Genomic DNA, 19,547 nt, shown 5'->3' with positions numbered 1-19,547 from the left:
GACATGAGCAGCCTGCAATTCGATATCGCCCACCTGCTCGCCGGCTCGCTCGTGCTGGCGAGCTTCATGCTGCTCTACCAGGACCGGCTCTATGCGCTGCTCAACGTCTATGCGCTGCATGCGACCGTACTGGCGCTGTCGGTGGCCTGGCAGGCCTACGTCCAGGCCGCGCCGCATCTCTATGTCACCGCGCTGATCGCCCTCGTTTTCAAGGCCATCATCATTCCGGTGGCGCTGCATCGGATTATCCGGCGGCTCGGCATCCATCGCGAGATCGAGAACGTGATCGGTATCGGGCTGACCATGATGGCCGGCATCGGCCTCGTCGCGCTGTCGATGGTGGTGATGCTGCGGGTCACGCCTGGCGCAGATGCGCTCGCGCGCGAGGACCTCGCCTTCGCGCTGTCGGTGGTGCTGCTCGGGCTCTTGATCATGGTCACAAGGCGCAATGCGGTCAGCCAGGTGGTCGGCTTCATGTCGCTGGAGAACGGCTTGGTGCTGGCGGCGACGGGCGCCAAGGGCATGCCGCTGGTGGTCGAGATCAGCGTCGCCTTCTCGGTCCTGATCGCCTTCATCGTGATCGGCATCTTCCTGTTCCGCATCCGCGAGCGCTTTGACAGCGTCGACGTGCAGGCGCTCGACCGCTTCAGGGGAGAGCGACGATGACGATCGACGCACTCGGTGCGATCCTGCTGATTCCGGCCGTTTCGGCCGCGCTGCTTGCGATCCTGCCCGGCTACCTCTTGACGGCGAAGCTCAATGTCGTGGCATCGCTCGCAACTTTCCTCACCTCGCTCTCGCTGTTCGTGATCGAGCCGACGTCAGGGCAATACCTGCTGCTCGATGACCTCAACAGGGTCTTCATCGTGCTGACGACATTCGTCGGATTCACGACATCCGTGTTCAGCGCCAGCTACATCCATCACGAGATCGAGACCGGGCGGCTGACGCCAACCTTCCTGCGCTTCTATCACGCGATGTACCAGACGCTGATGTTCGCGATGAACCTCGCGCTCGTCGCCAACAATATCGGCCTGATATGGGTCGCGGTCGAGATCGCGACGTTGACGACCGTGCTGATGGTCGGCATCTACCGCACTCATGAGGCGCTGGAGGCCGCCTGGAAATATTTCATCCTCGGCAGCGTTGGCATTGCGCTGGCGCTGTTCGGCACCATCCTGGTCTACATGGCGGCGCGCCCGGCGGTGGGTGAGGGGCTCGACGGCATGGTCTGGACCGTGCTCGTGCAGCACGCCGCCGCGTTCGATCCGGCGCTGCTCAACGTCGCCTTCGTCTTTCTGCTGCTCGGCTACGGCACCAAGGTCGGCCTGGCGCCGCTGCATGCCTGGCTGCCCGATGCCCATGCCGAAGGTCCGACGCCGATCTCCGCGGTGCTCTCGGGCCTTCTGCTCAATGTCGCGCTCTATGCGCTCCTGCGCTTCAAGATGATGCTCGCGGTCAATTCGGCGGCGATCGCGCCGGGGCCGCTGATGGTGACCATGGGCCTGGTCTCGGTGATCTTCGCGGCGCTGATGCTGTATCGCCGCCGCGACATCAAGCGCATGTTCGCCTATTCCTCGATCGAGCACATGGGAATCATCGTCTTTGCCTTCGGCATGGGCGGGCCGCTCGCGAATTTCGCCGGCCTTCTGCACATGACCATGCACTCGCTGACCAAATCCGCGATCTTCTTCGCGGTCGGCCATGTCGCGCAGGTCAAGGGTACCCAGAAGATTGCCGATATCGGCGGGCTCACGGTGACCAATCCGGTGCTCGGCTGGGGCCTGATGCTCGGCGTCATCGCCATCGTCGGCCTGCCGCCGCTCGGCATCTTCATGAGCGAGTTCCTGGTCGTCAGCTCGACCTTTTCTCGCGCGCCATGGCTGACCGCGATCCTGGTGCTCGGCATCATCATCGCGCTCGGCGGGCTCCTCCTCCGGATCGGCGTCGTGATGTTCGGCGAGCCCAGGGGCAAGACCGCGCCGGCGGAAGCCTCTTACGTGCCGATGTTCACGCATCTGGCGCTGGTCGCGATGGCTGGCATCTATCTGCCGCCGGTCCTGGTGACCGGCTTCACGAACGTTGCAAGGCTGCTGGGATAGGCGATGGGCATCCTCGACAGCATCCCCCATGTTCACGCGGTGCCTTCACACCGGCCCTGGCCGCGTGTCGTCGTGGCGGAAGCGGGCTGGCGGGCGGCGATCGACCAGCTGGTCGCCGGACGCGTGACCCTGCTTGGCTTCTGGGGTGAGCCGGCCGCTGTTCACATGGCGCTGCTCGATGGAGGCGTAGCCGAGATCGCGGTCGTCACCTACAAATGTGCGGCCGGTCACTTTCCAAGTGTCGCTCGCCATCACCCGCCCGCGCTGCGGCTGGAGCGTAGCATCCACGACCTGTTCGGGCTGACGCCAACCGGCGCGGACGATACGCGGCCGTGGTTCGATCATTACCTTTGGGGCAAATCGTTCCCGCTCGGCAGCCGCAACGCGCCGCGCGAGGCGGTCCCGTATAAATTTCTGCCGGCAGAAGGCGAGGCGCTGCACCAGGTTGCGGTCGGACCCGTCCATGCCGGCATCATCGAACCGGGCCACTTCCGCTTCACGGCCAATGGCGAGCACGTGGTGCGGCTGGAGCAATTGCTCGGCTATACCCACAAGGGCGTCGAATCCCTGATGCAGGGCGCAAGCCTCGAGGGCGCGGCCAAGCTCGCCAACCGAACCTCCGGCGACAGCGCGGTCGCCTATGCCTTCGCCTTCGCGCGCGCCGTCGAAGCGGCGCTCGACATCGAGGCGTCGCCGCGCGCGACGTATTTGCGGGCGCTGATGGCGGAGCTGGAGCGGCTCGCCAATCATTTCGGCGACATCGGTGCGATCTGCAACGACGCCTCCTTTGCGCTGATGCATGCGCAGACCGGCATTTTGCGTGAGCGCTGCTTGCGCGCCGCCGATCTCGCTTTCGGTCATCGGCTGATGATGGACGTCATCGTGCCCGGTGGCGTGGTGCGTGACATCACGCCGGACGGCGTTGCAGCACTGCGCACGCTGCTCGCCGAAATCAACAAGGTGCTCCCGCGTCTGATCGAGCTCTACGACAACACGGCCTCACTTCAGGACCGCACCGTCACAACGGGCATCGTGAAGGCCGAATATGTGCGCCAGTTCGGCGCCGGCGGTTTTGTCGGCCGCGCCTCGGGTCGCGATTTCGATGCGCGGCGCATGCTTCCTTATGCACCCTACGATCGCTTGTCGTTCGAGGTTCCAGTGCTCGAGACGGGCGACGTCAATGCGCGGGTCTGGATCCGCATCCGCGAGGTCGAGCAGAGTGTCGCGCTGATCACGCAGATTCTGGACCTGATCGCGCCGGGCGAGATCATGCGTGTGCTGCGCGCTGCGCGCGGTGAACGCGACGGCCTGGCCGTGACGGAAGCGTTTCGCGGCGACGTGCTGGTCTGGCTCAGGCTGGACGCCGAGCTGCGTGTGCAGCGCTGCCACCTGCGCGATGCCTCGTGGTTCCAGTGGCCGCTGCTGGAGACTGCGATCGATGGCAACATCATCGCCGACTTCCCTCTCTGCAACAAGTCGTTCAACTGTTCCTATTCGGGCGCGGACCTCTGAGCCATGCGCAAGACCCTGCTCGAAAGCCTCACCCACGGCTCTCTCACCGAGCCCGCCCCGGCACCAGACGATACGGCGCTAGCCGAACTCGCGGCGAAGGTCGACCGGGCCGCGCAGGCAAGACTTGGCCGCTCGCTCGCGATCCGCCAGGTCGATGCCGGATCCTGCAACGGCTGCGAGCTCGAGATCCACGCGCTCTCCAACGCCTTCTACGACATCGAACGTTTTGGTCTGCGGTTCGTCGCCTCGCCGCGCCATGCCGACGTGCTGCTGGTCACGGGACCGGTGACGAAGAACATGAGGCAGGCGCTGGAGCGCACCTACAACGCCACGCCCGATCCGAAATGGGTGGTTGCGGTCGGCGGCTGCGCCGCGGATGGCGGCATCTTCAAAGGCAGCTACGCCTGCGTCGGCGGCGTGTCCGAGGTCGTGCCGGTGGACCTGCACATCAAGGGCTGCCCGCCGACTCCAACGGATTTGCTGAAGGGCCTGCTCGCGCTGTTGGAGCACGTCGGCAGGAATGGGTGAGCTGCCGCTATACCCTCAGTCGTCATGCCCGGGCTTGACCCGGGCATCCACGTCTCTCCACAGACACGGCGGCACGTGGATGGCCGGGTCAAGCCCGGCCATGACGGAGGAGAGGCCCGTCTCTCAATCCACCAAAATCACCCTGATGTCGTTCACGTTCGTCAGCGTCGGCCCCGGCAGCAGCAGATCGCCCGTGGCCGCAAAAAACGCCGTCGCGTCGTTGTTGTCGAGATAGGCCTGCGGTTCCAGCGCCAGAGCCTTCATCTTCGCAAACGTCGCCGCGTCGATCATCGCGCCGGCGGGGTCGGTGGGCGTGCCCGCGCCGCCGTCGGCGCCGTCGGTGTCACCGGCGAGCGCGGCGATGTCGGGCGTGTCCTTCAGGAGGCTGGCGAGCGCCAGCGCGTATTCCTGGTTCGGGCCGCCGCGGCCGTTGCCGCGCACGGTCACCGTGAGCTCGCCGCCGGAGAGGATGGCGGTGCGTTTGCCGGCGGCGCGCGCCGTCAAGGCCAGCCTCGCATGCTCGGCGGCAACCTCGCGCGCCTCGCCTTCGAGATCGGCGCCGAGATCGATCACCTCATAGCCCGCCTCCTTCGCGAGCTTGACTGCGGCGTCGAGCGACTGCTTGGGCCGCGCGATCAGTTCGAAATGTGCGTGCGCAAACGCGGCATCGCCGGGCTTGCAGCTTTCGTTGGCGGGATCGTCGAGCGCACGGCGAACGGCATCGTCGATGTCGAGCTTGTATTTCGCGACGATCGCGCGCGCGTCAGCCAGCGTGGTCGGATCGGGCACGGTGGGGCCGGAGGCGATCGCGGAGGGGTCGTCATGCGGCACGTCGGAGATCGCGAGCGTGACGATCTCGGCGGCATTTTTGCCGGCGCGCGCCAGCCGCCCGCCCTTGATGCGCGACAGATGCTTGCGCACGACATTCATCTCGCCGATCGGTGCGCCCGAGCGGAGCAGCGCCTTGTTGACCGCCTGCTTCTGCGCAAAGCTGATGCCGTCCACCGGCGCGATCCAGTTGGCCGAGCCGCCACCGGTGAGCAGCACCAGCAGCAGATCATCGGGACCGGCCTCGCCTGCGAGCGCGAGCGTGTCGGCGGCGCCCTTCAGGCCGGCTTCGTCCGGCACGGGATGGCCGGCCTCGACCACGCGGATTCGCCGCGTCGGTACGCCGTAGCCGTGGCGGGTGGTGGCGATGCCGACCAATCGTTCCGGATCGAGCTTGAGCGTATCGAGATAATGCCGCTCGGCGGCCGCGGCCATGGCGCCCGCGCCTTTGCCGGCGGCGAGGCAGATCACGCGGCCTCTTGGCGCGGGGCGCAGGTGCGGCGCCAGCACCACGTCGGGATGGGCGGCGGCGACGGCGGCGTCATAGAGGGCGCGGAGCAGGGGGCGTCGGTCGGTCATGGCGATGCTTTCGTCAAGGAGAGGCGGTTGCCGGCGACCTCGCCAGAGTTCGCCGCCTCTTGCCTAGCGCATCGCCGCGCAAAGCGTAAGCGGGCTTGCTCATCATTCGATTATGCGATCGCGTGATGATCATCGAAAGGCCATGAAAAGCCCCCCGCGAGGCTCTCGCGAGGGGCGTTCTCGTACCTCAAATCCGCCGGTGGTCAGCCTCCGACGTCGGCGCTGATCACGTCGCCGAACAGCTCCCATTTCTCGCCCTTGAACTTCTCGAGCTGGAGCTGGCTGATCGGCGCAAAGTCGGTCGGGGAGGTGTTGATCTGGACGCCGGGCAGCAGCACCTCGGTGCGGAAGTTCTTCAGGTTCGCCGCCTGCTTCATGATGTTCTCGCGCGTGAGATCGTCGCCGCACTGCTTCAACACCTGCACCAGGGTCTGCGCTACGCCGTAGCCGGTGATGGTGCCGTGATCGAGTTTGTCGCCGTCGGGGAAATACTTCGTCATGAAGGCGAGGAATTCCTTCATGCCGGCATCGTTGGCCCACGTCGGATCGGACACGTCCTTCAGATAGTCGGCGGAGATGATGTCCTGCGAATTCTCGAAGCCGGCGGGCTTGAGCACGCTGCCGACGGAGGCGGAGACGTTGTTGAGGAAGTGCAGCGGCTTCCAGCCGATCTCGGCGTTCTTCTTGATCGCTTGCGCGGCGAATTTCGGCGTCGTGATGTTCATGAAGACGTCGGCGCCGGTCGCCTTCAGTCTCACGATGTGGTTGTCGATCGTCGGCTCGGAGGTCTCATAGCTCTCCTCCGCGACGATCATGCTCGCCGCCTTCGCGCCGAGACCGTCCTTCAGGCCCTTGAGATAGTCCTTGCCGTAGTCGTCGTTCTGGAACAGCACGGCAATCTTGGCGTCCGGCTTGTTCTTCAGGAGCCACTTCGCGTAGATCTGCGTCTCGCTCTGGTAGTTGGGCTGCCAGCCCATGGTCCAGGGGAAGTCTTTCGGATCATTCCACTTGGTGGCGCCGGTGGCGACGAAGAGCTGTGGCACCTTCTTGGAGTTCATGTATTTCTGGATCGCCGAGTTCGGCGGCGTGCCGAGCGAGTTGAAGATGAAGAGCACCTCGTCGCTCTCGACAAGCTTGCGCGCCTGCTCCACCGTCTTCGGCGGCGAATAGGCGTCGTCATAGGAGATGAAGTTGATCTTGCGACCGTTGATGCCGCCCTCATCGTTGATCTTCTTGAAATAGGTGGCTTCGGTGCGGCCGATGATGCCGTAGGCGGAGGCCGGTCCGCTATAGGGCATGATGTTGCCGATCTTGATCTCGGTGTCGGTCGCACCGGTATCGTATTTCTTCTGGGCTGATGCAGTGGAGGTCGAGGCCGCGAACAGCGCAAGCGCGACTGACGCGGCAACAAATTTGCCAGTGACAGCGGGCATTCCAATCTCCCTGATTTTCTTGGCGTGTGTGCGTCCTTCTTCTTGTCGTTGGTTTCTTTGCGACGCACCTGCAATTGAATACGATTTGCGTTGCAGCATCAAGAAAAAGGCCCTGCGACGGCGTCCCAAGGCCTTCTCCTTTAGTAGTCATCCATCTGATGGAGGTCAGCGAACCGGCTGCGGTCGCGAGATAGCGGCACGCGTTAACCAGGCTGTTGGAAGTTGCGACAGCCGTCGCTACCGATTACCGGTTGCGCTACTTCCCCGCGCCCTAATGGCCGAGCTCGCTGGAGATGACGTCGCCGAACACCGCCCACGACTTGCCCTTGAAGCGCATCATCTGGAGCTGTGCGATCGGCGCGAAATTGTCCGGCGCGGTGTTGATCGTGATGCCGGGAAGCAGCGTGTCCGGCGCAAAATCCTTCAAGCTCGCAGCCTGCCTCATGACATTCTCGCGCGTGAGATCGTCGCCGCACATCTGAAGAACCTTCACCATCGTCTGCGCCGCGCCGTAGCCGAACGCGACGGCGGCATCGACCCTGTTCGCCTTGGGATCAAACTGCGCCAGGAAATCGTAGAACCTCTTCATCCCGTCATCAGCGTTCCACTGCGGATCCGAGCCATCCTTGACATAGGTCGCCGAGAGGATGCCCTGCGACACCTCGAAGCCGGCCGGCTCGATCACGCCGCCGACCGATGCTGAAACGTTGGAGATGATGTGCATCGGATGCCAGTTGATCTCGGCCGCCTTCTTGATCGCCTGGGCTGCGAATTTCGGCGTGGTGATGCTGATGAAGACGTCGGCACCCGAGGCCTTCAGCTTCACGATGCGCTCGTCGATCGCGGGCTCGGAGGTGTCGTAGCCGTCCTCGATCACGATCATCGAGGCCTTCGGCCCGAGGCCGTCCTTCAGGCCCTTCAGATAATCCTTGCCGAAATCATCGTTCTGGTAGAGCACGCCGATCTTGGCGTCCGGCTTCTCCTTGATGATGTATTTGGCGTAGATGCGTGCTTCGCTGGCGTAGCTCGGCTGCCAGCCCATGGTCCATGGGTAGTTCGTCGGATCGTTCCATTTGGAGGCGCCGCTTGCCACGAACAATTGCGGCACCTTCTTCTCGTTCATGTACTTGCGGATGGCGCTGTTGGTGGAGGTGCCGAGCGATCCGAAGATCAGGAATACTTCGTCGCTCTCCACGAGCTTGCGGGCCTGCTCGAGCGTCTTCGGCGGCAAGTACGCGTCATCGTAGGAGATGAACTTGATCTTGCGGCCGTTGATGCCGCCTTCCGCATTGATCTTGTTGAAATAGGCCTCCTCGGTCTTGCCGATCACGCCATAGGCGGAGGCCGGACCGCTGTAGGGCATGATGTTGCCGATCCTGATCTCGGTGTCGGAAGCGCCGGTGTCATATTTCTTTTGTGCCAGAGCAAGGCCGTTCGCTGCGGCGCACAAGACGAATACGACCGACAGGGCCGCGAACTGAAGACGGACGGCAGTCATTGCTCCCCCACCCGGTTGGATTGGCTCTGCATTGAACAAGATTGGCGTCGGCCGTCAACAAAAAGCCCCCGCGATAACTCGCGGGGGCTCATCTGGTAAGCTGTTGCGTCAGCGTATCACTCGGAAGCGACGTCGCCGCTGATGATCTCGCCGAAAAGTTCCCATTTCTCACCCTTGAAGCGCTGCATCTGGAGCTGGCTGATGGGGGCGAAATCGGTCGCGCTGGTGTTGATCTTGATGCCGGGCAGCAAGGTGTCAGGAACGAAGTCCTTCAGGCTCGCCGCCTGCTTCATGACGTTTGCGCGGGTGAGATCGTCGCCGCACAATTCCAGCACCTTGGCGAGCGTCTGCGCCGCACCGTAGCCATAGACGACGAAGCTGTCGTTCTTGTCAGTGCCAGGCATGTACTTGTCGACGAACTCCGACCACTTCTTCAAGCCGGGGTCATTGTTCCACTGCGGGTCGCCGGCGTCCTTGCCGTAAGTGGCAGACAGGATGTCCTGCGAGTTTTCAAGGCCGGCCGGCTTCATCACACCACCGACCGAGCTCGAAACGTTGGTGACGATCTGGAGGGGCTTCCAGGACAGCTCGGCCACCTTCTTGATGGCCTGGGCAGCGAATTTCGGCGTTGCGTAGATCACGAGCACGTCCGGATTGGCAGCCTTGATCTTGACGATATGACCGTCGATCGACGGTTCGGACACCTCGTAGCTTTCCTCCATGATGATGGTGGACGCCGCCTTGGCGCCGAACCCGTCCTTGGTGCCCTTCAGGTAGTCCTTGCCGAAATCATCGTTCTGGTAGAGCACCGCGACCTTGGCGTCCGGCTTCTCCTTCATCAACCACTTCGCGTAGATCTGCGCTTCGCTCTGGTAGGAGGGCTGCCAGCCCATGGTCCAGGGGAAGTTCTTCGGATCGTTCCACTTGGTCGCGCCGGTCGCGACGAACAGCTGCGGGATCTTCTTGGCGTTGAGATATTTCTGGATCGCTGTGTTGGAGGGCGTACCGAGCGGGTTGAACACGGCCAGCACCTCGTCGCTCTCGACGAGCTTGCGGACCTGCTCGACCGCCTTCGGCGGCGAGTAAGCGTCGTCATAAGTGACGAAGTTGACCTTGCGACCGTTGATGCCGCCCTTCTCGTTGATCATCTTGAAATAGGCTTCTTCGGTCTTGCCGATGACGCCGTAGGCGGAGGCCGGACCACTATACGGCATGATGTTGCCGATCTTGATCTCGGTGTCGGTCGCGCCGGTATCGTATTTCTTTTGGGCGAGCGCTGCGCCGGAGGTGATCGTTGCGACCGCCGTTACGACCGCGGCGGTTCCGAGTAGTCTTGCAAACAGCAATTCAGTCTCCTTTGGACGTTTCAGTTCTTCTTGAGTTTGCCAATCAACTGTTGGCTGACGATCGCAACCTGCCTTGCGCCATGCGGCACCAGGAAGATGACGAGGAACAGGAGCACGCCGAACACTGCGCCGGAAAGGCCTTTTGAGATGCTTTCCGCCATGTTCGGCACGAAGATGATGAAGGCCGCGCCGACGAACGAGCCGGGCAGCCAGCCGACGCCGCCGACGACCATGCCGAGGAACAGCGAGATCGCGAGCGTGATGTTGTAGCTGTCGGGCGCGACGAACTGCACCGCGATGGCGCTGAGGCCGCCGGCGACGCCGGTGATGCCGGCGGACACACCGAAGGCCAGCGTCTTGTACAGCGCAACGTTGACGCCCATCGAGGAGGCCGCGATCTCGTTGTCGCGGATCGCCATGAAGGCGCGGCCCGAGCGGGAACGCAAGAGATTCACCGAGAAAACGTAGATCGCGAGCGTCACGAGGAGCGTGAAGTAGTACAGCCACATGTCCTGGCCCATCGGCAGGCCGAACGGGGCGTCCGGCTTGGTGACGACGAGACCCTGGACGCCGCCGGTCCAGTGCTCGAGGAAGTTCAGCTTCAGAAGCTGCGGCATGGCGGTGGCGAGCGCAAACGTCGCGAGCGCCAGATAGACGCCGGAGAGTCGCAGCGCCGGCTGGCCGAACAGGAAGCCGAAGCCGAAACAGACCACGCCGGCGACCGGCAGCGTCAGCGCATAGTTGACGTTGAACTGCTCCATCAGCACCGCTGTGACGTAGGCCCCGACGGCATAGAACGCACTCTGGCCGAGCGAGAACTGGCCGCTTCCGCCGGTGAGAATGTTCAGCGCCAGCACAGCGAGCCCGTAGATCAGGAGCATCGTCAACTGGAAGATGATGAAGTTCTTGGCGAACAGCGGAACGATCAGGAGCGCTGCGAGCACCACCAGCGAGGTGGTCGTGCTCAGCGTCATGGCCCGCTTCGGAACGGCCTCGACCGTCTCGTGGCCTTCGGCAACGACTTCTTCTGCTGCGCTCATGATCAAACTCGCTTGACGATGTGCCGGCCGAACAGGCCAGCGGGTTTGACGACCAGGACGGAAATGATCAGCGCAAGGGCGATCGGGAGCTTCAGCTCATTGCCGACGCCGGGGACGTAGGTGCCGACAAGGTTCTCGAAGATACCCATGAGGAAACCGCCGACGACGGCGCCGAACGGGCTCGACAAGCCGCCGAGCACTGCAGCTGCAAAGCCATAGAGCAGGACGCCGACCATCATATTGGGCTCGAGGAATACCACCGGGGCGATCAGCATGCCGGCAATGGCGCCGATAGCGGAGGCCATGCCCCAGCCGAGCGCGATCATCCAGCTCGTGTTGATGCCGACGAGGCGGGCCGATTCAGGCAATGAGGCTGCCGCCCGCATGGCGAGGCCGATCCTCGTGTACCGGAAAAAGAAGAACAGGCCGATCAGCAGCAGCAGGGTCACGCCGATCATGCCGGCCTGGTGGGTCGAGATGAGTTGGCTGCCGAGGAACGGCGAGGAGCCGAACGGGGTCGGATACTGCTTGATGGTGAAGTCCCAGATCAGGCCGGCCGAGGAGTTGATGATCGAAAACAGCGCGATGAAGCCGGCGACGTTGGTCAGGATCGGCGCCTTGGCGAGCGGCTTGAACAGGATGCGCTCGATCGCGATGCCGCCGACAAAGGCGAAGACCAGCGTGAGGACGAACGCGCCCCAGTAGGGCACGCCCCATTGCATCAGCTGCCAGGAGATGAAGGTTGAGAACATCGCCATCTCGCCTTGCGCGAAGTTGAGATGGTCGATCGCCTGGTAGATCATGACCACGGCGAGCGCCATGCAGGCATAGATCGCGCCGGTCGCAATCCCGGCCAGGACCTGGTTGGTGAAAAGCTCCATCGTCCCGGCTCCCTCAGTAACCCAGATAGGATTTGCGGATGTCCTCGTTGTTCGCGATGTCCTTGGCATTGCCCGACATCACGATGCGGCCGGTCTCGATCACATAGGCCTGGTCGGCGAGTTCGAGCGCGAGCTGGGCGTTCTGCTCGACCACCAGGATCGTGACCTTGTCCTCGCGGTTGATCTTGCCGAGGATCTTGAAGAGGTCGCGCACGATCAGCGGCGCGAGTCCAAAGGACGGCTCGTCGAGCAGCATCAGGCGGGGCCGCAGCATCAGCGCGCGGGCAACCGCGAGCATCTGCTGCTCGCCGCCCGAGAGCGTGCCGGCCTGCTGGGTATGCCGCTGCTTGAGGACCGGGAAATGCGCATACATGCGCTCGATGTCGGAGACGATGCCGGCATTGTCCTTGCGGGTGATGGCCCCGAGCTGAAGATTTTCCTCGACCGTCATGTTGGTGAAGGTGCCGCGGCCCTGCGGCACATGCGCGATGCCGAAGCGCACGATGTTTTCGGTCGAGCGGCTGGCGAGCGGCTTGCCGTCGAACTCGATCGCGCCGGTGGAGCGCACCATGTTGCAGATCGCGCGCAGCGTGGTGGTCTTGCCGGCGCCGTTGGCACCCAGGAGCGTCGTCAGCGAGCCCTCGTTGAGCGAAAAGGACAGGCCGTGAAGGGCCTGCACCTGGCCGTAATAGGCGCGCAGGTCCTTGACGTTGAGCAGCATCGTCATTGGTCCTTGCTCCCGAGATAGGCCTTGATGACGTCGGGATCCGCCTGCACCTGGGCGGGCGTGCCTTCCGCGAGCTTCTTGCCGAAATTCAGCGCCACGACGTGGTCGGCGATCGACATCACCAGCCCCATGTGGTGCTCGACCAGCAGCACGGTCATGTGGCGATCGTCGCGGATGCGGCGGATGAGGTCGCCGAGCACATAGACCTCCTCATGGTTGAGACCGCCGGCCGGCTCGTCGAGCAGCAGGATCTTGGGATCCGCCGCCAGCGCCCGCGCCAATTCGACGCGCTTCTGCGTGCCGAAGGGCAGGCCGGAGACGATGGTGTGGGCGACGTCCTCGAGGTCGAGATAGGCGAGGATCTCGTGCACCTTCTTGTTGACGCTGGACTCGCTGCGGCGAACCCAGGCGAGACGAAGCGAGTCACTGACGATGTCGCTGGAGGTGCGCGCATGGGTACCGACGCGCACATTGTCCATCACCGACAGGTTGGGGAACAGCGCCACGTTCTGGAAGGTGCGGCCGATGCCGATCTCGGCGATCCGGTGCGGCGGTCGCGTCAGGATGCTCGCGCCTTCCATCAGGATGTCGCCGGACGAGGGCTGGTAGAGCCGGGAGAGGCAATTGAACAGCGTGGTCTTGCCGGCGCCGTTGGGACCGATCAGCCCGAGGATCTGCCCCTTGTGCATGTCGAAGGACACGCCGTTGAGCGCGACGATGCCGCCGAACACGACGCTGACGTCGCGAACCGCGAGCAGAGGAGAATTCCCCTGCGCGAGCTGTACCTGCGTCATCTCGTCTCGCCCACACCGTTGAGTGGGCCGGAGGGCGACACGATGCACCCTCTGCAACGACGACGGCTATCTGATCCCCTCGGCCACACGTGCAACTTTCCCTCCTGATTTCAGCTTCTTGCCGGCTTCTTTTTTGAATTGCGGCGCTATTCCCCCGAGCGCCGCTTCGATGTTCCTTACCATCGCCAAGAGACGTGGTCCAATGTCGGTGATCAAACGCTCTTCCGTAAAGCGGAATGCGGGCGCGCCGCAATTGAAAGCGTAGGGACCGGTTCCATCGTTCAGCCTGAGCGCGACGCCCGCGGCGCCGATGTCGTCGTGCCAGTCGCCGACCGAAATCGCAAAGCCGTATTTCGCGACGATCTCGCCGGAACGCTCCAACCCGTCGCGCAATTTCGGCCAGCGGCTGCCGTAATGTTCGCGCAAGTCACGCAAGAGCGACGCGCGTTCCTCTTCTCCCAGTGCCCAGAAATAGGCACGGCCCATCGCGCTGGTTGCAATCGGCACGCGAGAGCCGACGTCAAGTTGAACGCCGACGGTCTCGTTGCCTCGGCTCTGCCCGAAATAGATCATGCTCTGGCGGTCGCGCCCGCCCACCGCGACGGCGCCGCCCGTGGCGCGCATCACTTCCTCGCGAAACGGCTCGGACAGATGGCGAATGCCGAGATTGGCGAGCGCCGCATAACCGAGCGCCAAAGCGGCGGGTGCGAGCTGGTACTTTTCGAAGCGGGGAACCGGTGTAAGATAACCGAGCCTGGTCAACGTATAGGTCAGCCGCGAGACGGTTGGCTTGGGCAAATTCGTGCGGGCCGCGATCTCCTGATTGCCGAGAAGCCCGTCATTGGGTTGGAATGCGCGCAATACATCGAGCCCGCGGGAAAGCGCGACGACGAAGTTCCGATCGGTCGCTGGTTTCTTTCCCGTACGTTTCATCCCTGATCTGCTTCTCGCGCGGAGTCGTTGACAAGCCACGTGCTTCAAAATAACCCTGCCGTCAAGATGCGGAATTAAATTCCGCACTGCGAAATTGAAACAAAAGTAAATCCTTATCCGGAGGGTATGCCGTGAGCGAAGTGGTCAAGCTTGAGCGTCATGACGAGATCGGGGTCGTCACGGTCAACAGTCCTCCGGTGAACGCGCTCAGTGCGGCCGTCCGCGGCGGAATCCTGGAATGCGTCAAGCAGGCGGTTGCCGATCCCGCCATCAAGGGCATCGTGCTGACCTGCGCGGGCCGCACCTTCATCGCCGGCGCCGACATCACCGAATTCGGCAAACCGCCGAAGCCGCCCGCGCTCAATGACGTGCTCGCGGAGATCGAGAATTCGCCCAAGCCGGTCGTTGCTGCGATCCACGGCACCGCGCTCGGCGGCGGTCTCGAGGTCGCACTTTCCTGTCATTTCCGCGTGGCGACGAAAGAAGCAAAGCTCGGCCTGCCCGAGGTGAAGCTTGGCCTGCTGCCCGGCGCTGGCGGTACCCAGCGCCTGCCGCGCGCGGTCGGCCCGGAACTCGCGGTCAAGATGATCGTCGGCGGCGATCCGATCGGCGCGGCGGAGGCGCTGAAGAACGGCCTGATCGAGGAGATCGTCGAGGGGCCGGCTGCGGGCGGGGAAGCCTTCGTCCGCAAGCTGCTCGCCGAGAAGCGCCCCTTGCGGCGCCTGCGCGACGATGACAGCAAGATCGCTGCGGCCAAGGCCGACCGCTCGATCTTCACCAATGCGGTTGCCGCGATGACCAAGAAGTCGCGCGGCCTGGAAGCGCCATTCGCGGCTGCCGACGCCGTCGGCTACGCCATCGACCTGCCGTTCGACGAGGGTCTGAAGAAGGAGCGCGAAGGCTTTCTCAAGCTCCTCACCAGCGACCAGTCCAAGGCGCAGCGTTACGCCTTCTTCGCCGAGCGCGAGGCCAACAAGATCGCGGGCGTGCCCGAGGGCACGAAATCGCGTCCCGTGGAGCGCGTCGCCATCCTCGGTGCCGGCACCATGGGCGGCGGCATCGCGATGTCCTTTGCCAATGCCGGCATTCCCGTCACCCTGATCGAGACCGGCGAGGAGCAGCTCAAGCGCGGTATGGGCATCATGCAGAAGAACTGGGAAGCAACCGCGGCGCGCGGCGGCATCCCGGCGGATGCGCCCGCCAAGCGCATGGCGCTGATCAACGGCGTCGTCGGCATCGAGAATGTCGGCAATGCCGATCTCGTCATCGAAGCCGTGTTCGAGACCATGGCGGTCAAGAAGGAAGTGTTCGGCAAGCTCGATCAATACGTCAAGCCGGGCGCCGTGCTCGCCTCCAACACCTCGTATCTGAACATCGACGAGATCGCCAAGTCCACCAAGCGTCCGCAGGACGTTTTGGGCATGCACTTCTTCTCGCCGGCCAACGTCATGAAGCTGTGCGAGATCGTGCGCGCCGACAAGACCGCGCCCGATGCGCTGGTGACCGCCGTCACCATCGCGCGCAAGATCGCGAAGGTGCCGGCCGTGGTCGGCGTCTGCGACGGCTTTGTCGGCAACCGCATGCTGGCGCAGCGCGGCAAGCAGGCGGAAAAACTGCTGTTCGAAGGCGCGCTGCCGCAGCAGGTCGACGCCGTCGTGACGAAGTTCGGCATGCCGATGGGGCCGTTCGCGATGGGCGATCTCGCCGGGCTCGATATCGGCTGGCGCTCGCGCAAGGATCGCGGCATCAAGTCGGAGATCGCGGACGCGCTGTGCGAAGCCGGCCGCTTCGGCCAGAAGACCGGCAAGGGCTATTACAAGTACGAGGCCGGCTCCCGCGCACCGCTGCCCGATCCGGAGGTCGAGAAGCTGATCGACGAGACGCTGCTGCGCCTCGGTCGCAAGAAGCGCGTCGTCAGCGACGAGGAGATCCTCGAGCGCATGATGTACCCGATGATCAACGAGGGCGCGAAGATCCTCGAAGAAGGCATCGCCGCACGTCCGTCTGATATCGACGTAGTCTGGCTCTACGGCTATGGCTGGCCGATCTATCGTGGCGGCCCGATGTACTGGGCCGACACCGTTGGCCTCAAGCACATCGCCGACCGCCTGTCGGTCTATGCCAAGGAGACCAACGACCCGAGCCTCGAGCCCGCGCCGCTGCTGAAGAAGCTCGCAGCAGAAGGCAAGACCTTCGCCTCGCTCGCGGCAGAGTCGAAAGCGGCGTGATGGGGTTTACCACAAGTCGTCTGTCGTTCCGGGGGCGCTCTCTCCGTTCCCTCCCCCCTTGCGGGGGAGGGGCAGGGAGGGGGGTAGCCCCGGGTGACGTCAGCGCTTGTGGCTACCCCCTTCCCCAACCCTTCCCCGCAAGGGGGAAGGGAGCCCGTCCGCTTGTGCCCACCTCACGCGACATTGTTGCGGCCGCTTTGCAGAGTATCGATCGCCCATGACCCATCCCGGCGAACAGTTTTATCCCGAAGGCGTGCATTGGGACGACGCGATTTCCCAGGGCACGTTGCCTAGTCTACTGTCGAAAGCCGCCGCCGACTTCGGCACGCGTGCCGCGCTCGAATTCCGCGATCGCCCGATCAGCTACGGCGAGCTCGAAGCGATGGCGGAAGCGGCCGCCGCTGCCTTCCTGCGCGCCGGCTGCGGCAAGGGCTCTTCCGTTGCGCTGTTCCTCGGCAACACGCCCGATCACCCCGTCAATTTCTTCGGCGCACTCAAAGCCGGCGCGCGCGTCGCGCATCTGTCGCCGCTCGACGGCGAGATCGCGCTGTCGCACAAGGTCAGCGATTCCGGCGCGCGGGTGCTCGTCACCTCGAACCTGGCAGCGCTGCTGCCGACTGCGCTGAAGTTTCTGGAAAAAGGCCTGATCGACCGCCTGGTCGTCTGTGAGGACGATCATTGGGGCAAGGTCGGCACGCCGCAAGCCGCGATCCCCGCCGATCCGAGGATCATTACCTTCAAGAGCTTCGTCGAGGGCGCCCCCAAGCCGGCACGATGGCCTGCCGTCGACGCCGATGACGTGGCACTCCTGCAATATACCGGTGGCACCACGGGCCTGCCGAAAGGCGCCATGCTCACGCACGGCAATCTCACCTCGGCCGTCTCGATCTACGACGTCTGGGGCAGGCCGAGCCGCGCCGCGCGCGGCAACGTTGTCGAGCGCGTGATCTGCGTGCTGCCGCTGTTCCACATCTACGCGCTGACCGTCGTTCTGTTGTCCTCGCTTCGCCGCGGCAATCTGATCTCGCTCCATCAGCGTTTCGATGTCGAGGCGGTCATGCGCGACATCGAGGTCAAGCGCGCGACCTATTTTCCGGGCGTCCCGACGATGTGGATCGCGATTGCGGCGCTCCCCGATCTCGACAGGCGCGATTTCTCCTCGCTTGCCATGATTGGCTCAGGTGGCGCGCCGCTGCCGGTGGAGGTCGCGAACTTCTTCGAGCGCAAGGTCGGCAAGAAGCTCAAGAGCGGCTGGGGCATGACCGAGACCTGTTCGCCAGGCACGGGGCATCCGCCCGTCGGCCCGGAAAAGCCGGGATCAATCGGTCTGATGCTGCCCGGCATCGAGCTCGACGTCGTGTCGCTGGATGATCCGACAAGGGTGATGCCGCCGGGCGAAGTCGGCGAGATCCGCATCAAGGGCCCGAACGTCACCACGGGCTACTGGAACAAGCCGAAGGAGAGCGCGGAGTCCTTTGCCGATGGCCGCTTCCTCACCGGCGACATCGGTTATCGCGACGCGGACGGCTATTTCTTCCTGGTCGATCGCAAGAAGGACATGATCATCTCCGGCGGCTTCAACGTCTATCCGCAGATGATCGAGCAGGCGATCTATACGCACCCGGGCGTGCACGAGGTCATCGTGATCGGTATTCCCGATCAGTATCGCGGCGAGGCGGCAAAAGCTTTCATCAAGCTCAAGCCGGATGCAAAGCCGTTCTCGGTCGACGATCTCCGCAGCTTCCTTGCCGGCAAGGTCGGCAAGCATGAATTGCCGGCGGCGATCGAGTTCGTCGACGAGCTGCCGCGCACGCCGGTCGGCAAGCTGTCGCGCCACGAATTGCGCCAGCAGCAGAAACCATCTCAATCCACCCAACAAAGCGCTACAGGAGTCCGCTCGTGACCGACGCCGTCATCGTTTCCACCGCCCGCACGCCAATCGGCAAGGCCTATCGCGGCGCGCTCAACGCCACCGAGGGCGCGACGCTGCTCGGCCACGCCATCGGCGAGGCCGTCGCGCGTGCGAAGATCGATCCGAAGGAGGTTGAGGACGTCGTGATGGGTGCGGCCCTTCAGCAGGGCGCGACCGGCGGCAACATCGCGCGCAAGGCGCTGCTGCGTGCCGGCCTGCCGGTTACCGTCGCCGGCACCACCATCGACCGGCAATGCGCCTCGGGCCTGCAGGCGATTGCCCTTGCCGCGCGCTCGGTGATCTTCGACGGCGTCGAGATCGCGGTCGGCGGTGGCGGCGAGTCGATCTCGCTGGTGCAGAACGACAAGATGAACGGCTTCCATGCCCAGGATCCGGCGCTGCTGAAGATCAAGGGCGAAGTCTACATGCCCATGATCGACACGGCTGAGGTCGTGGCGAAGCGCTATGGCATCTCGCGCGAACGCCAAGACGAATATTCGCTGGAGAGCCAGCGCCGCACGGCGGCCGCGCAGCAGGGCGGCAAGTTCAAGGACGAGCTCGCGCCGATCACGACCAAGATGGCCGTGGCCGACAAGGCGACCGGCGAAGTCTCCTTCAAGGATGTGACACTGTCGCAGGACGAGGGTCCGCGCCCTGAAACCACCGCCGAAGGCCTCGCCGGCCTGAAGCCCGTGCGCGGCGAAGGTTTCACCGTCACTGCCGGCAATGCCAGCCAGCTCTCCGACGGCGCCAGCGCGACCGTGATCATGAGCGACAAGGAAGCGGCCAAGCGCGGCCTGAAGCCGCTCGGCATCTTCCGCGGTTTCGTCTCGGCCGGCTGCGAGCCCGACGAGATGGGCATCGGCCCGGTCTTCGCCGTGCCGCGGCTCCTCAAGCGCCATGGACTCAAGGTTGACGACATCGGTCTCTGGGAATTGAACGAGGCGTTTGCCGTGCAGGTGCTTTATTGCCGCGACAAGCTCGGCATCGATCCCGACAAGATCAACGTCGATGGCGGCGCGATCTCGGTGGGCCATCCCTACGGCATGTCGGGCGCGCGGCTGACCGGCCACGCCCTGATCGAAGGCCGCCGCCGCAAAGCCAAATACGCGGTCGTCACCATGTGCGTCGGCGGCGGCATGGGCGCAGCGGGACTTTTTGAGGTGCTGCAGTAGAACTTTTTCGTCATTCCGGGGCGCCGCGAAG

The 19,547-nt window shown here is 64.0% G+C and carries 16 protein-coding genes; 7 read left to right on the top strand and 9 right to left on the bottom strand.

Annotated elements, in window-relative coordinates:
- The first annotated feature begins 3 nt into the window (after positions 1–3).
- The 4 genes from SO156_RS23720 to SO156_RS23705 are packed head-to-tail and all read left to right on the top strand — an operon-like array spanning position 4 to position 4,142.
- Positions 4–666, top strand: a complete 663-nt coding sequence (locus SO156_RS23720; RefSeq protein ID WP_254102932.1) for a hydrogenase-4 component E — start codon at positions 4–6, stop codon at positions 664–666.
- Complete coding sequence (locus SO156_RS23715) at positions 663–2,102, top strand: hydrogenase 4 subunit F (protein ID WP_458145671.1); 1,440 nt, start codon at positions 663–665, stop codon at positions 2,100–2,102. The genes SO156_RS23720 and SO156_RS23715 overlap by 4 nt, the downstream gene beginning before the upstream one ends.
- 3 nt (positions 2,103–2,105) lie before the next feature.
- A complete protein-coding gene (locus SO156_RS23710) occupies positions 2,106–3,614 on the top strand; it encodes a hydrogenase large subunit (protein WP_498536434.1) in 1,509 nt (502 codons plus the stop codon).
- A 3-nt stretch (positions 3,615–3,617) separates the two neighbouring features.
- Positions 3,618–4,142: an NADH-quinone oxidoreductase subunit B family protein gene (locus tag SO156_RS23705; RefSeq protein ID WP_458145673.1), complete on the top strand. Its 525-nt coding sequence runs from the start codon at positions 3,618–3,620 to the stop codon at positions 4,140–4,142.
- A gap of 123 nt (positions 4,143–4,265) precedes the next feature.
- On the opposite strand, the gene SO156_RS23700 is transcribed toward SO156_RS23705, so the two are convergent.
- From SO156_RS23700 to SO156_RS23660, 9 genes are all read right to left on the bottom strand, one after another.
- Complete coding sequence (locus SO156_RS23700; RefSeq protein WP_498536433.1) at positions 4,266–5,549, bottom strand: glycerate kinase type-2 family protein; 1,284 nt, start codon at positions 5,547–5,549, stop codon at positions 4,266–4,268.
- A 203-nt stretch (positions 5,550–5,752) separates the two neighbouring features.
- The gene (locus SO156_RS23695; protein ID WP_458145675.1) at positions 5,753–6,982 is read right to left on the bottom strand and encodes an ABC transporter substrate-binding protein; all 1,230 of its coding nucleotides are present in this window, start codon (positions 6,980–6,982) and stop codon (positions 5,753–5,755) included.
- A 271-nt stretch (positions 6,983–7,253) separates the two neighbouring features.
- The gene (locus tag SO156_RS23690) at positions 7,254–8,480 is read right to left on the bottom strand and encodes an ABC transporter substrate-binding protein (RefSeq protein WP_458145676.1); all 1,227 of its coding nucleotides are present in this window, start codon (positions 8,478–8,480) and stop codon (positions 7,254–7,256) included.
- A gap of 116 nt (positions 8,481–8,596) precedes the next feature.
- Positions 8,597–9,826, bottom strand: a complete 1,230-nt coding sequence (locus tag SO156_RS23685; protein ID WP_458145677.1) for an ABC transporter substrate-binding protein — start codon at positions 9,824–9,826, stop codon at positions 8,597–8,599.
- Positions 9,827–9,846: 20 nt separating this feature from the next.
- Positions 9,847–10,866 carry a branched-chain amino acid ABC transporter permease gene (locus tag SO156_RS23680; protein ID WP_498536432.1) on the bottom strand — a complete coding sequence of 340 codons (1,020 nt, stop codon included), beginning with the start codon at positions 10,864–10,866 and terminating at the stop codon, positions 9,847–9,849.
- A gap of 2 nt (positions 10,867–10,868) precedes the next feature.
- A complete protein-coding gene (locus SO156_RS23675) occupies positions 10,869–11,747 on the bottom strand; it encodes a branched-chain amino acid ABC transporter permease (protein WP_458145679.1) in 879 nt (292 codons plus the stop codon).
- A 13-nt stretch (positions 11,748–11,760) separates the two neighbouring features.
- Positions 11,761–12,474 (bottom strand): ABC transporter ATP-binding protein, encoded by a 714-nt coding sequence (locus SO156_RS23670; protein WP_458145680.1) that lies wholly within the window; start codon positions 12,472–12,474, stop codon positions 11,761–11,763.
- Positions 12,471–13,268, bottom strand: a complete 798-nt coding sequence (locus SO156_RS23665) for an ABC transporter ATP-binding protein (protein WP_458145681.1) — start codon at positions 13,266–13,268, stop codon at positions 12,471–12,473. The genes SO156_RS23670 and SO156_RS23665 overlap by 4 nt, the downstream gene beginning before the upstream one ends.
- Before the next feature lie 66 nt (positions 13,269–13,334).
- A complete protein-coding gene (locus SO156_RS23660) occupies positions 13,335–14,201 on the bottom strand; it encodes an IclR family transcriptional regulator (RefSeq protein WP_498536431.1) in 867 nt (288 codons plus the stop codon).
- 131 nt (positions 14,202–14,332) lie between these two features.
- On the opposite strand from SO156_RS23660, the gene SO156_RS23655 reads away from it, so the two are divergent.
- The 3 genes from SO156_RS23655 (at position 14,333) to SO156_RS23645 (ending at position 19,516) form a co-directional block, all read left to right on the top strand.
- Positions 14,333–16,429 (top strand): 3-hydroxyacyl-CoA dehydrogenase NAD-binding domain-containing protein, encoded by a 2,097-nt coding sequence (locus SO156_RS23655; protein WP_498536430.1) that lies wholly within the window; start codon positions 14,333–14,335, stop codon positions 16,427–16,429.
- A gap of 217 nt (positions 16,430–16,646) precedes the next feature.
- A complete protein-coding gene (gene pimA, locus SO156_RS23650) occupies positions 16,647–18,332 on the top strand; it encodes a dicarboxylate--CoA ligase PimA (RefSeq protein ID WP_498536429.1) in 1,686 nt (561 codons plus the stop codon).
- Positions 18,329–19,516, top strand: a complete 1,188-nt coding sequence (locus SO156_RS23645) for an acetyl-CoA C-acyltransferase (protein WP_498536428.1) — start codon at positions 18,329–18,331, stop codon at positions 19,514–19,516. The genes pimA and SO156_RS23645 overlap by 4 nt, the downstream gene beginning before the upstream one ends.
- Positions 19,517–19,547 lie beyond the last annotated feature (31 nt).

Source organism: Bradyrhizobium sp. UFLA05-125 (assembly GCF_059803515.1).
The sequence above is the reverse complement of the archived record's forward strand: the minus strand, read 5'-3'. Positions and strand labels throughout refer to the sequence as shown.

What these genes read in the sequence shown, in the direction of transcription:
- SO156_RS23720 (WP_254102932.1), top strand. Translation starts at nt 4, where the DNA reads ATGAGCAGCCTGCAATTCGATATCGCCCACCTGCTCGCCGGCTCGCTC.
- SO156_RS23715 (WP_458145671.1), top strand. Translation starts at nt 663, where the DNA reads ATGACGATCGACGCACTCGGTGCGATCCTGCTGATTCCGGCCGTTTCG.
- SO156_RS23710 (WP_498536434.1), top strand. Translation starts at nt 2,106, where the DNA reads ATGGGCATCCTCGACAGCATCCCCCATGTTCACGCGGTGCCTTCACAC.
- SO156_RS23705 (WP_458145673.1), top strand. Translation starts at nt 3,618, where the DNA reads ATGCGCAAGACCCTGCTCGAAAGCCTCACCCACGGCTCTCTCACCGAG.
- SO156_RS23700 (WP_498536433.1), bottom strand. Translation starts at nt 5,549, where the DNA reads ATGACCGACCGACGCCCCCTGCTCCGCGCCCTCTATGACGCCGCCGTC.
- SO156_RS23695 (WP_458145675.1), bottom strand. Translation starts at nt 6,982, where the DNA reads ATGCCCGCTGTCACTGGCAAATTTGTTGCCGCGTCAGTCGCGCTTGCG.
- SO156_RS23690 (WP_458145676.1), bottom strand. Translation starts at nt 8,480, where the DNA reads ATGACTGCCGTCCGTCTTCAGTTCGCGGCCCTGTCGGTCGTATTCGTC.
- SO156_RS23680 (WP_498536432.1), bottom strand. Translation starts at nt 10,866, where the DNA reads ATGAGCGCAGCAGAAGAAGTCGTTGCCGAAGGCCACGAGACGGTCGAG.
- SO156_RS23675 (WP_458145679.1), bottom strand. Translation starts at nt 11,747, where the DNA reads ATGGAGCTTTTCACCAACCAGGTCCTGGCCGGGATTGCGACCGGCGCG.
- SO156_RS23670 (WP_458145680.1), bottom strand. Translation starts at nt 12,474, where the DNA reads ATGACGATGCTGCTCAACGTCAAGGACCTGCGCGCCTATTACGGCCAG.
- SO156_RS23665 (WP_458145681.1), bottom strand. Translation starts at nt 13,268, where the DNA reads ATGACGCAGGTACAGCTCGCGCAGGGGAATTCTCCTCTGCTCGCGGTT.
- SO156_RS23660 (WP_498536431.1), bottom strand. Translation starts at nt 14,201, where the DNA reads ATGAAACGTACGGGAAAGAAACCAGCGACCGATCGGAACTTCGTCGTC.
- pimA (WP_498536429.1), top strand. Translation starts at nt 16,647, where the DNA reads ATGACCCATCCCGGCGAACAGTTTTATCCCGAAGGCGTGCATTGGGAC.